The sequence below is a fragment of the Nocardia sp. AB354 genome (assembly GCF_049538315.1).
Taxonomy (GTDB): Bacteria; Actinomycetota; Actinomycetes; order Mycobacteriales; family Mycobacteriaceae; genus Nocardia; species Nocardia nova.
In genome coordinates, this window is the sequence record NZ_JBMVFU010000006.1 from 38,631 (window position 1) to 50,240 (window position 11,610).

Here is an 11,610-nt window from a genome sequence, read left to right on the forward strand (position 1 = left end):
GCTTTCCGACACTCTCTCCGCGAGAAACATCCTCGAGTTGTCGACCTCCGTCGCGTCGACCGGGTACGGTCGGTCTAGGGACCTTGGCTCATGGGGTGTCGGCACAAACGACCGACCCGGACGACATACGCCGAAGTGCGAGAATCCGATCGACGCGCGACACTGATCGGATGCACGGCGGGTAGCGTTGTTCGAAGGCGGCTTGTCGGCATCCGGGACAGACGGTTGCACGCGGACAAGGAAGTAGGGACCCACGAGATGGCGCGCATCGGTGATGGCGGCGATCTGCTGAAATGCTCGTTCTGCGGAAAGAGTCAGAAGCAGGTCAAGAAGCTCATTGCGGGACCAGGGGTGTACATCTGCGACGAGTGCATCGACCTCTGCAACGAGATCATCGAAGAGGAGCTGGCGGAGTCGAGTGAGGTCAAACTCGACGAGCTGCCCAAGCCGGCCGAGATCCGGGAATTCCTCGAGCAGTACGTGATCGGCCAGGATTCGGCCAAGCGCACGCTGGCGGTGGCCGTCTACAACCACTACAAGCGCATCCAGGCCGGTGACAAGGGCCGCGACAGCCGCGGCGAGCCGGTCGAGCTGATGAAGTCGAACATTCTCATGCTCGGCCCCACCGGCTGCGGTAAGACCTACCTCGCGCAGACGCTGGCCAAGATGCTCAACGTCCCCTTCGCCATCGCGGACGCCACCGCGCTGACCGAGGCCGGCTATGTCGGCGAGGACGTCGAGAACATTCTGCTCAAGCTGATCCAGGCCGCCGATTACGACGTCAAGCGGGCCGAGACCGGCATCATCTACATCGACGAAGTCGACAAGATCGCCCGCAAGAGCGAGAACCCGTCGATCACCCGTGACGTCTCCGGTGAGGGCGTGCAGCAGGCGCTGCTGAAGATCCTGGAGGGCACCCAGGCGAGCGTGCCGCCGCAGGGCGGGCGCAAGCACCCGCATCAGGAGTTCATCCAGATCGACACGACGAACGTGTTGTTCATCGTGGCCGGCGCCTTCGCCGGACTGGAGAAGATCGTGCAGGACCGGGTCGGCAAGCGCGGCATCGGTTTCGGCGCCGAGGTCCGGTCCAAGGCCGAGATCGACACCGCGGACCACTTCGCCGAGGTCATGCCGGAGGATCTGATCAAGTTCGGTCTTATCCCCGAATTCATCGGCCGCCTGCCGATGGTCGCCTCGGTGACCAACCTGGACAAGGATTCGCTGGTCCGCATCCTGTCCGAGCCGAAGAACGCTCTGGTGAAGCAGTACGTCCGGCTGTTCGAGATGGACGGTGTGGACCTGGAGTTCACCAAGGACGCGCTGGAGGCCGTGGCCGATCAAGCCATCCTGCGCGGCACCGGCGCTCGCGGTCTGCGCGCCATCATGGAAGAAGTGCTGCTGCCGGTGATGTATGACATCCCCAGCCGCGACGATGTGGCCAAGGTGGTCATCAACGCCGATACGGTCAACGACAACGTGCTGCCGACCATCGTGCCGCGCAAGCGCCAGGCGGCCGAGCGCCGCGAGAAGTCGGCCTGACCGCCGGAGCATTTCCGAAAGCTGCGAAAGGGGCGGGAGGTCTGAACCTCCCGCCCCTTTTTCGTGCCCGCGATCCGGAATCGCTTCTCGCTCAGTCCTGCGCCCAGGGCACTCGACAGGAATCGGTGCTGAAGCCCTGCGCGGTGATGCCGAGCGCGGAATATGTTCGGGCGCGGGAATTCTCCAGCGCGATCTGGTAACTCAACTCCACCACGCCCGCGTCGCCGAAGCGGGCCCGCAGGTCCTCGATCTGCTCATCGGTGACCGTGGTGGGAGTGGCGGTCATGGCGTCGGCGTAGGCGATCGCGGCGCGCTCGTCCGCGCTGTAGGCCGCCGAGGTCTGGTAGTCCGCGATCTGCTTCAGTTTGTCGATATCGAGGTGGCTCAGCCGCATGAGCATCGTGCCGAAATCGACGCACCAGGAACAGCCGATCATCCAGGCCACCCGGTAGACCGCGATCTCGAGAACATCGTCGGGGACGACGGAGGTGGCGCGGCCGACCAAAGACTCGTGGGCCGCGTACGCCGTGAGCATTTTCGGATGATTGGCGAGCACGGCCATCGGCTCGGGCACCTCGCCGAACCTGCGCTTGCCGACGCGGTACATGAACCGGGTCAGCGGGCCCGCCTGCTGCGGCGGCACCGGGGGGATGCGGGTGGCACTCATGATTCTCCCTTCGGAAGACGGTTCACCCCTTGGACGAGACGCCGTCCGTCGATGTGACGGGGCAGAAATGTGATGCCGGTCTCATCAATTCCGAGCGTAGTCGCGGTGAGCCAGAAAGTCATAAGCGTAGACATATGATCTGCGCCAGCATACGATAAGTTCATGACTAGTATTTCCGAACTCGATCGCAAGGCGGTCGACTACAGCGTGACGATCGTGTCGAAGGTGGCCCGTGGCGATCTGCACCGGCCCACACCCTGTGGCGAATGGGATCTGACCCAACTGCTCACCCATATGGCCGCGCAGCACCGCGGCTTCGCGGCCGCCGCGCGCGGCCACGGTGGCGATCCGGCCGTCTGGCAGCTGGATCCGCCGGCGGATCCGGTGGCGGTGTATCGCGAGGCGGCGGCCGATGTGACGGCGGCCTTCTCCGAAACCGGTGTGCTGGAAAGGGATTTCGCACTTCCGGAATTCGGGCCCGGGTTCGCCGCTGCGGGCGATCAGGCCATCGGCTTCCATCTCATCGACTACGTCGTACACGGGTGGGATGTGGCCCGGGCGATCGGTCTGCCCTACGAGCTGGATCCGGAACTGGCGGAGCCCGCGCTGCGGATCGCCGAGGCGGTGCCCGACGGAGACTTTCGCTTGCAGCCGGGTTCGGCGTTCGCGCCCGCGGTGCCGAATACCGACCCCTCCGATCCGCTCGCTCGGATCCTCGGCCTGCTGGGCCGATCGCCGTCGTGGCCGGTAGGCGCGAAATAGGCGTTCGCCCAATGGAATTGCGTATCCCGGCGCCCGAGCTCCCGGCGGCGCCGGCGAAGTCGGCCGGACCGCGGCGGAAGCGGACCGGCGAGCACGTATCTTGTTCGGCATGGCGGATGCGCAGCGACCCGATCTGGCGGCGATGATCGTGCCGCTCGGACGTGCCCTGATGGCGGCCGAGCGGCCGGTACTCGAATCGCACGGGCTGACGATGTGGGCGTATTCGGTGCTGCTGGCGCTGGGCCGGGGGCCGGCGCGAGGGCAGGGCGTGCTCGCGGAGGAGATCGGCGCCGACAAGACCCGCATCATCGCCGTCCTCGACGATCTGCAGGAACGCGGGCTGATCGAGCGCTATCCCGATCCGGCCGACCGGCGGGCCCGCCTGCTGGCCGTGACCGAGGCGGGGCAGGCCCTGGTGCAGGCGGCACAGGCAGATATCCAGGCCAAGGAAGAAGCGCTGCTCGACCGCCTGGACGCGGCGGACCGGGCTGGATTCCTCAACGCCCTGATGGTGCTTGCGGTGGTTCCCCGCGCCGACATCGTCGATGCCGGCGCGGATTCGCAGTAGAAGTATCGAGTTGTGGCGGTAGCGCGTGGAGCTGGTCGGAGGCGGTGACGACCGGTTGCCCCGTCGCGCCCGTTGCCGAAGATCGCCGTTGACCTTCCGTGGTTCGCCGTTGAACCTTTTCTCCGATGCTTGCTCATCGCCGACGGGAGCGAGCCCGTTACTGCTGTTCGGAGGGCCTTTCCCGGCGGCGGCTGGGCGGTAGCTTCACCTACTACGACGGCGCGGGAACCGGATATTCATCGGCGCCGGATCGCGCAGTTGCGCGCGCTCCCGGGGTGCCGCCACGACGACGGCGGCGGCCAGTGCCGGCAGCAGCACGGCGGCGATCAGGCTGAGGGCGAAATTGCCGCCGCTCATCTGTTCCGGCTTGTGCGCGGCGTGGTAGATGAGGTGGGGAATTCCGAAGACCAGCCAGCCGATCCCGGCGACCCGGGCCACCACACTGTCGCGGTAGTACAGCGCCGCCAGGCTGACCGCGCCGAAGCCGAGGAAGAATGCCCCGACGTCGGTGGCCAGATGGTGATTGTAGGGGCCGTCCATGCCCACCCAGTTCAGCCCGAAGCCGGGGAAACTGCGAAACCACGGTTCCGGCAGCAGTAGCGCCCAGAGTCCGACCACGACGCCGTTGATCGCCAACAGCCACAACGAGATTCTGGTGATCAACCAGCGGCGGCGATTGACGTCCAGGCGCATGCGCACCCGGACCCCCTCACCCGTGCCGTGTACCGAAATCCGCATCGCGCGCCCTCCCGTCCGCCGGTTGTCGCCTTACGGTAAGCCGGGCAAAACGGATGAACAAGAGGTGGAACGCCTACCGTGACAGCGATGCGGTCGCGGGACTCAGATCTGCTCGCTGATCAGGTCGTCGGGGCCCCAGTAGGCCCGCATGCTCGTGATCCGGCCCTGCTCGTCGAATTCCATGGCGTCGATCGCGGAGAGCGTCATCCGGTGGCCGCCGGCCTCGCCGACGAGGGTGAACGAGACGGCGGCGTGATTGCCCACGATCCGGGCGGCGTGCAGCTCGGTCTTGCGCTCCATCGACTCCAGCGCCTGATAGAGCTGGCCGATGGCCTCGTGACCGTGGCGCGGGTCGCTGCCGATCGGATCCTCGACGACGGCGTCGGGCGCGTAGAGCGACAGGATCTCCGAGGTCGGACCGGTGGCCACCAACTGCACGTAGCGTTCGGCCGTTTCGCGGATCTGCTGCGCTGCCATGTGAACTCCCAAGAAAATTGAAACGTGTTCTAGTTGGCAGGGTAGCAGGGTTGCGTCGATCCGGTCGCCGGTTCGCGGCTCAGGTGCCGGTGGCCGCCGCGGGCGCGGTCTCGAGCCGGTCGACCCCGCTGTAGATGTTCATCGTGTCGCCGCGCAGGAAGCCGGCCAGCGTGAGCCCGTTGTCGGCGGCCAGGTCGACGGCCAGCGAACTGGGCGCCGAGACCGCGCCGAGGACCGGAATGCCCGCCATGACGGCCTTCTGGACGAGCTCGAACGAGGCCCGGCCGCTGACGATCAGCAGTGTGTCGTGAGCCGGTACGCGCCCTTCGCGCAGCGCCCAGCCGACCACCTTGTCCACCGCGTTGTGCCGGCCGATGTCCTCGCGTACGACCAGTGCGGTGCCGTCGGGGGTGAACAGCCCGGCCGCGTGCAGTCCGCCGGTGGCATCGAAAACCGCCTGACGCGAACGTAACTCACCGGGAAGGGTGGCCAGCAGCGTCGGATCGACGCGCGGCGCGTCGGCCGGCGGCCGGAAGCGGCTGCGCGTGCGCACCTGATCGAGCGCGGTGGTGCCGCACAACCCGCACGAACTGTTGGTCACGAATCCGCGGGGCCGGACGGTGACCGCGCGGCGCAATTGGATATCGAGCACGTTGTAGGTGTTGCGGCCGTCGTCGTCGGTGCCCGCGCAGTACCTCGCCGATACGATGTCGTCGGCCGACTCGATGATGTTCTCGCTGAACAGGAATCCGTGCAGCAGGTCGATGTCGTGGCCGGGGGTGCGCATGGTGACGGTCAGCGCCGTCCCGTCGACGCGCAGTTCCAGCGGCTCCTCCACGGCCAGCGTATCGGGCCGGGAGACGATGCCGGCGGGTGTGATGCGCCGGGTGGGTCTGCGCGCGGTTACTCTGCTCACAAGCTGCCTCGCAGTTCTGGTCGGTGCCGCCGTGCGGTCACGCGGTGATGTGGCGGTGCGGCTCCAGCCGGATCACGACCGCCTTGGACACCGGGGTGTTGGAGCGCTCGGCGACGTGGTCGAGCGGGACCAGCGGGTTGGTTTCGGGGTAATAGGCCGCGGCGTTGCCGCGCGGCGTGGCGTAGCCGACGATCCGGAAACCGGTGACCCGGCGCTCGACGCCGTCGCTGAATTCGGAGATCAGATCCACGAGATCGCCGTCGGCGAAACCGAATTCGGCGATATCGTCCGGATGCACCAGCACGACGCGGCGGGCGTTGTGAATGCCCCGATAGCGGTCGTCGAGGCCGTAGATCGTGGTGTTGTACTGGTCGTGGCTGCGCAGCGTCTGCAACAACAGCCGCCCCTGCGGGATCCGCGGCCAGTGCAGGTCGTTGACCGCGAAGTTGGCCTTGCCGGAGGCGGTGCGGAACTCGCGGTTGTCGCGGGGCGGATGTGGCAGCTGGAAACCGTTGCGGCCGCGCACCTTCCGGTTGTAGTCGGCACAGCCGGGCACCACCCGGGCGATAGCGTCGCGAATGTGGTCGTAGTCGCGCCGGAACCGCTCCCACGGCACGGGGTGATCGGGGCCGAACAACTCGGCGGCCAGCTCGCAGACGATCGCGACCTCGCTGCGCAGATCGTCGCTCACCGGCTGCAGCCGGCCCGTGGACAGATGCACCATCGACATCGAATCCTCCACCGACACCTGCTGTCTGGTCCCGTCCTGCAGATCGAGATCGGTGCGGCCGAGGGTCGGGAGAATCAGGGCGGTACGGCCGTGCACGACGTGGCTGCGGTTGAGTTTGGTCGAAATCTGCACGGTCAGCTCGCACGCGCGCAGAGCCGCCTCGGTGACCTCGGTATCCGGCGTCGCCGAGACGAAGTTGCCGCCCATGCCGATGAACACCCGGGCGCGCCCGTCGCGCATGGCGCGGATGGAATCGACCGTGTCCCAGCCGTGTTCGCGCGGGGCGGTGATACCGAATTCGGAATCCAACGCGTCGAGGAAGCTCTCGGGCATCTTCTCCCAGATGCCCATGGTCCGGTCGCCCTGCACGTTGGAATGCCCGCGTACCGGGCAGACGCCCGCGCCCGGTTTGCCGATCATGCCGCGCAGCAACAGCAGATTCGTCGCCTCCTCGATGGTGGCGACACCGTGGCGCTGCTGTGTCAGACCCATCGCCCAGCAGATGATGGTGGACTTCGAGCGGGCCAGCAGCCCGGCCGTGCGGTCGAGCTGTTCGCGGGTCAGACCCGTCGCCTCGACGACCTCGTCGAGATCGACTGCGCGCATATGCTTTTCGTATTCGGCGAATCCGGCGGTGTGCGCGTCGACGAAGACCCGGTCCACCACCGTGCCGGGTGCGCGATCCTCCGCGTCGACCAGCAGTTTCGCCAGGCCCTGGAACAGGGCCATATCGCCGCCGAGGCGGATCTGCAGGAAATCGTCGGCGATGGTGACGCCGGAGGTGAAACCCTTCACCGTCTGCGGATCCCGGAAGCCGATCAGTCCGGTCTCCGGCAGCGGATTCACCGCGATCACCGTGGCGCCGTGCGCTTTCGCGGTGCTCAGCGCCGACAGCATGCGCGGATGGTTGGTGCCGGGATTCTGTCCTGCCACGATGATCAGATCCGCGGCGGCGAAATCGTCGATCGACACCGACCCCTTGCCGATGCCGATCGACCGGGTGAGCGCCGCGCCGGAGGATTCGTGACACATGTTCGAACAGTCGGGCAGATTGTTCGTGCCGAAGCTGCGCACCAGCAGCTGATAGAGAAAGGCCGTCTCGTTGGCGGTGCGCCCGGAGGTGTAGAACACGGCCTCGTCCGGGGAGGCCAGGCCGCGCAGGGTGTCCGCGATCAGCCGATAGGCCTGCTCCCACGCGATGGGGGAGTAGTGGGTGTCGCCGGGCCGCAACACCATCGGATGGGTCAGGCGTCCCTGCTGCCCCAGCCAGTACCCGGTCTTGCCCGCGAGATCGTCCAGCGAGTGAGTGGCGAAGAACTCCGGCGTGACCGTGCGCAGGGTCGCCTCCTCGGCGACGGCCTTGGCCCCGTTCTCGCAGAATTCGGCCGGGCGGCGGTGGCCGGTGGGTTCGGGCCATGCGCAGCCGGGGCAGTCGAAGCCGTGGCGCTGATTGACCCGGGTGAGGGTGCGAGCCGTGCGAACGATGCCCATCTCCTCGACGGCCCGGTCGAGGGCGACCGCGACGGCCGTGACGCCGGCGGCCTGCTCTTTCGGCGGGGTCACCGCCAGCTTGGCTTCATCGATATCGCGAGTCGGCGGTGTGCGGTGCATAGCCCCATCGTCCTCCTGCGCGTGCGGGCGCCGTCTGCGGCCCGCCGATCGCTCGACATCGACACCGCGAACCGGGCCGCGCGGCCGAGCCTACGGGGTATCGTGCCGACAGACCGTGCGGCGCCGTCGGGGATGTTCGCGCACGACAGACGGTCTCGGTTCGCGCTGCGGCGCCTACGACGAGGACGGCATCATGCACGAGACGACGATCAGCGGGCCGCCGCGGCAGCGGGTGCGCCGTCGGGCCGCCACCGTAGCGGCCGGCGGCATCCTCGGCGCCGCGGCGGTGTTCGCAGTGGCGATCCCGCAGACGGCGAGCGCGGCGGTGACCAGACTCGGCGCCACCCCCGACATGAACTTCGGCATCGCCACCAATTACGGCAGCGGATGCAGTTACACGCTGCAGGCGAATGTCACCGATCCGGTCGCGCCGGTCACCTTCTACGACAACGGAGCTCCCATCGGCGTGGCGCCGCCCGGCGGCGCGTATGCGCTCATCACGTGGGTTCCGGCGGTTCCGGGGCAGCACACGCTCAGTGCGGTGCAGGCCGGCCAGCCGGCGCAGATGCCGGCGGCGACGCTCGTTCTTCCGGTCGGCACCGGCATCCACCTCGGGTATGCCTGCCTGGTCGCCGGCGGTTAGGGCTCACCCCGGCGAATGAACTCCGCCCGCGCCCGGTAGCCCCGCGTCGGCGGCGAGGACGGCCAGGGCCGACTGCAGTGCGGTGCGCTGTGCGGCCGTCAAGGACCCGGTGAATTCGCGGTCGAGCCGCCGCGCCCGCTCCTCGGTCGCGGCGAGCAATGCGCGCCCGTGGTCGGTGAGGGTGAGGATCTGGCGCCGGCGGTCGTCCGGATCGCGATCGCGACGGACCGCGCCGAGTCGTTCGAGATGGTCGGCCAGGGCGACGACCAGGCTGGGAGCGACTCCCAGCCGGGTCGCGAGATCCTGTTGTGAGGCGGCGACGCCGTGATCGAGAGCGACCAGCACGCCGACGTGTTTCGGCTTGAGATCCAATTCCTCGATCGCCACGGCGAACCGATCGGTCACGATCGCGCCCAGCGTGCCGAGGCGGAAGGCGATCGTCGCGGGAACCGCGGTCTTGACGTGCGTCACGCCCACGAGTATATCTTTGCCTGAACGATTCAGGGTGTGAATGATTTGTGGGGAGAATGATTATGTTGGTGTTGGCTGTGGTCGCCAATTCGCTGGTGGCCGTGATTTCCGGTGTGTCGTGCCTGATCGGCCTGGCGCGACCGCGTCTGGCCCTGGCGGAGGGGGAGGAGCTGACCTCGGCGGCGATGTTCTTTCTCGGCGCCTATGCCGCGCGGGCCCTGCCGCTGAGTGTGGTGACCGTGGCCGTGCTGGTCGCGGGAGGCGAGGCGGCCACGCTGCCCGTGCTGGTGATCGCGGGTCTGGCCCAGGTGGGCGACGCGATCATCGGTGTGCGCCAACGGAATACGCCGATGGCGATCACCTGCGTCGGATTGGCGGCGGTACACCTGGCCACGGCGGTATGGCTGTTCGCGCGGTGAACGGCCATACCGCCGGGGGATGCGCTCGGTGATCTCAACCGACCCTGCTGGGAAGCTCGTGCCGCTCGAACGATGCTGTGCCACCGGCGGTTTCGTTCGCGCCGAGTTCGACCTCGTCGGCCCCGGCCTCGCGGCCTTCCGGTCGCAAGCCGAACAGGGCGGCCAGCACGGTCGCCGCACACGCGGCGGCGCCGACCCAGAACGCGACGGTGAACTGACTCTCCTGCGGCAGCGGCAGATGCGGCAGCAGTTTCGCCGTCAGCAGGGTGGTGATGATGGCGCTGGCCAGTGAACTGCCGACAGTGCGGGAGATCGAATTGATGCCGTTGGCGATTCCGCTCTGGTGGTGCGGGACGCTCGCCGCGATCAGTGCGGGCATCGCCGCGTACGCGAAGCTGATCGCGACGCCGATCACCACGCTCGCGGCGATCACCGAACCGGTCGCGTCGTGTGCCAGTGCCAGCCCGCCGAATCCGGCCGCACCGATCACGCCCGACAGGGCCAGCACGCGACGGCCGCCCAGCCGGCCGACCAGGATTCCGCCGGCCGGTGCGGCCAGCATCGACGAGAGTGTCGCGGGCAGCAGATATTCGACCGAGGCGCGCAGGATCGAGGCGCCGAATCCGTAGCCGGCCACCCGTGACGGCATCTGGGCCAGATATGACACGCCCATGAACTGCATGAACATCGCGAAGCCGATGAACATGCCGGACAGATTGGTGAACAGCACCGGCCGGTGGGTGAACATCCGCAGATCGACCAGCGGGGTACGCACACGACGCTCGGTCGCCACCCAGGCCACCGCCGTCGCGACCGCGCCGGCGAAGCAGGCGATCGTACTCGCGGAGGTCCAACCCCATTCGTGCCCTTGGGAAATGGGCAACAGCAGCAGGACCAGGAAGCCGCCGAGCGTGACCGCGCCGGGCAGGTCGACACTGCCCGGATGCCGCTTACCCGTGGCCGGCACCGCCACCGCGGCCGCGGCCAGCGCCCCTACCGACAGCACCGCGGTGAACCAGAACACGATGTGGTAGTCCGGGTCGGCCCCCTTGGTCAGCAGACCGGTCGACACCAGGCCGAGGCCGCCGCCGAAACCGAGTGTGCCGCTGACGATCGCCATCGCGTGATGCAGGCGCCGAGCCGGAATCTCCTCCCGGAGGACGGCCAGGGCCAGCGGGAAGATCGCCGTCGCGACGCCCTGCAGCACCCGGCCGACCAGCAGCACGCTCAGAGAATTCGCCAGTGCCGAGACCGCGGAACCGGCCGTGGCCACCGCGAGCACGCCCAGCAGGGTGGGCTTCTTGCCGTAGAGGTCGCCGATGCGGCCCAGCAGTGGTGTGAAGACCGCGGCCGACAGCAGGGTCGCGGTGGTCACCCAGCTCACCGATGTGGTCGAGACCTGCAACTTCGTCGCGATCAGGCCCAGAATCGGCACGGCCTGAGTCTGCATGACCGTGACGATCATCGCCGCGAAGGCCAATACGCCGGTCAGCAGCGAACCTCTGCGCTCCACAGCCACCTCCAGAAAATTGAAGACCTATATGTTTGAAGACCTCAAGTATTTAAGGAGTCGACGATAGCCGTTGTCAATCGTTTGGGTAGCATCGGAGCTATGTCACCGGACACAGCGCAGAGCCCGCTGGCATTGCTGATCGCGCGCTTCGTCTCGGCCTACCTGCAGGATTTCCTGACCGCGGCCGAGGGGCACGGACTCACGCTGACGCAGGCCAAACTGCTGCTGGCGCTCAACGAACCGCCCGCCGAGCTACCCATGCGGGTACTGGCCGACCGGATGGCGTGCGACCCGTCGAATCTGACCGGTGTCGCCGATCGCATGGAATCGCGCGGTCTGGTCCAGCGCACGGTGAATCCCGCCGATCGGCGCGTCAAATACCTGGTGTCCACCGATGCCGGCCGTGAGCTGGCCGCGCAGATCCGCGGCTCACAGGTGCGCGCGTACAAGGCGCTGGCCGAATTGGCGCCGGAGGACGAAGAGGTGCTGCGGGAGTTGCTGGAACGTCTGGTTCCGAAACTCGAGAACGCGGATTAGCGCCGCGGCGGCACTGCTC

The 11,610-nt window shown here is 67.6% G+C and carries 13 protein-coding genes; 6 read left to right on the forward strand and 7 right to left on the reverse strand.

Going from position 1 to position 11,610, the window contains the following annotated elements; all coding sequences use genetic code 11:
• Positions 1-258: 258 nt before the first annotated feature.
• The gene (clpX, locus tag ACPCUW_RS10595) at positions 259-1,539 is read left to right on the forward strand and encodes an ATP-dependent Clp protease ATP-binding subunit ClpX (protein WP_062962956.1); all 1,281 of its coding nucleotides are present in this window, start codon (positions 259-261) and stop codon (positions 1,537-1,539) included.
• Positions 1,540-1,630: 91 nt separating this feature from the next.
• Here the strand turns inward: clpX and ACPCUW_RS10600 are convergent, their stop codons facing one another.
• Positions 1,631-2,206 carry a carboxymuconolactone decarboxylase family protein gene (locus ACPCUW_RS10600; RefSeq protein ID WP_423424538.1) on the reverse strand — a complete coding sequence of 192 codons (576 nt, stop codon included), beginning with the start codon at positions 2,204-2,206 and terminating at the stop codon, positions 1,631-1,633.
• Between the two features lie 162 nt (positions 2,207-2,368).
• Between ACPCUW_RS10600 and ACPCUW_RS10605 the strand changes: the two genes are divergently transcribed.
• Positions 2,369-2,968 (forward strand): TIGR03086 family metal-binding protein, encoded by a 600-nt coding sequence (locus tag ACPCUW_RS10605; RefSeq protein WP_423424540.1) that lies wholly within the window; start codon positions 2,369-2,371, stop codon positions 2,966-2,968.
• A gap of 109 nt (positions 2,969-3,077) precedes the next feature.
• Positions 3,078-3,536 (forward strand): MarR family winged helix-turn-helix transcriptional regulator, encoded by a 459-nt coding sequence (locus ACPCUW_RS10610; protein WP_063018949.1) that lies wholly within the window; start codon positions 3,078-3,080, stop codon positions 3,534-3,536.
• 204 nt (positions 3,537-3,740) lie between these two features.
• Here ACPCUW_RS10610 and ACPCUW_RS10615 read toward each other — a convergent pair whose 3' ends face one another.
• The 4 genes from ACPCUW_RS10615 to ACPCUW_RS10630 all read right to left on the reverse strand — a co-directional run bounded on the left by ACPCUW_RS10615 (position 3,741) and on the right by ACPCUW_RS10630 (position 8,008).
• Positions 3,741-4,274, reverse strand: a complete 534-nt coding sequence (locus ACPCUW_RS10615; RefSeq protein WP_064907499.1) for a hypothetical protein — start codon at positions 4,272-4,274, stop codon at positions 3,741-3,743.
• 102 nt (positions 4,275-4,376) lie between these two features.
• The gene (locus tag ACPCUW_RS10620) at positions 4,377-4,751 is read right to left on the reverse strand and encodes a nuclear transport factor 2 family protein (RefSeq protein ID WP_030512726.1); all 375 of its coding nucleotides are present in this window, start codon (positions 4,749-4,751) and stop codon (positions 4,377-4,379) included.
• 79 nt (positions 4,752-4,830) lie between these two features.
• Positions 4,831-5,667, reverse strand: a complete 837-nt coding sequence (gene fdhD, locus ACPCUW_RS10625; protein ID WP_063018955.1) for a formate dehydrogenase accessory sulfurtransferase FdhD — start codon at positions 5,665-5,667, stop codon at positions 4,831-4,833.
• A 37-nt stretch (positions 5,668-5,704) separates the two neighbouring features.
• The gene (locus tag ACPCUW_RS10630; RefSeq protein WP_423424543.1) at positions 5,705-8,008 is read right to left on the reverse strand and encodes an FdhF/YdeP family oxidoreductase; all 2,304 of its coding nucleotides are present in this window, start codon (positions 8,006-8,008) and stop codon (positions 5,705-5,707) included.
• 193 nt (positions 8,009-8,201) lie between these two features.
• On the opposite strand from ACPCUW_RS10630, the gene ACPCUW_RS10635 reads away from it, so the two are divergent.
• Positions 8,202-8,651, forward strand: coding sequence for a hypothetical protein (locus ACPCUW_RS10635; RefSeq protein WP_155525730.1), 450 nt, complete (start codon positions 8,202-8,204; stop codon positions 8,649-8,651).
• Between the two features lie 3 nt (positions 8,652-8,654).
• Here ACPCUW_RS10635 and ACPCUW_RS10640 read toward each other — a convergent pair whose 3' ends face one another.
• On the reverse strand, positions 8,655-9,122 hold the full coding sequence (locus ACPCUW_RS10640) for a MarR family winged helix-turn-helix transcriptional regulator (protein ID WP_063017709.1): 468 nt from the start codon (positions 9,120-9,122) through the stop codon (positions 8,655-8,657).
• 62 nt (positions 9,123-9,184) lie between these two features.
• On the opposite strand from ACPCUW_RS10640, the gene ACPCUW_RS10645 reads away from it, so the two are divergent.
• The gene (locus ACPCUW_RS10645; protein ID WP_423424545.1) at positions 9,185-9,541 is read left to right on the forward strand and encodes a hypothetical protein; all 357 of its coding nucleotides are present in this window, start codon (positions 9,185-9,187) and stop codon (positions 9,539-9,541) included.
• A 34-nt stretch (positions 9,542-9,575) separates the two neighbouring features.
• Here the strand turns inward: ACPCUW_RS10645 and ACPCUW_RS10650 are convergent, their stop codons facing one another.
• Positions 9,576-11,054 (reverse strand): MFS transporter, encoded by a 1,479-nt coding sequence (locus tag ACPCUW_RS10650; RefSeq protein ID WP_423424546.1) that lies wholly within the window; start codon positions 11,052-11,054, stop codon positions 9,576-9,578.
• Between the two features lie 99 nt (positions 11,055-11,153).
• Here ACPCUW_RS10650 and ACPCUW_RS10655 point away from each other — a divergent pair, with 99 nt between their 5' ends.
• The gene (locus tag ACPCUW_RS10655) at positions 11,154-11,591 is read left to right on the forward strand and encodes a MarR family winged helix-turn-helix transcriptional regulator (protein WP_030512732.1); all 438 of its coding nucleotides are present in this window, start codon (positions 11,154-11,156) and stop codon (positions 11,589-11,591) included.
• The last annotated feature ends 19 nt before the right edge of the window (positions 11,592-11,610 follow it).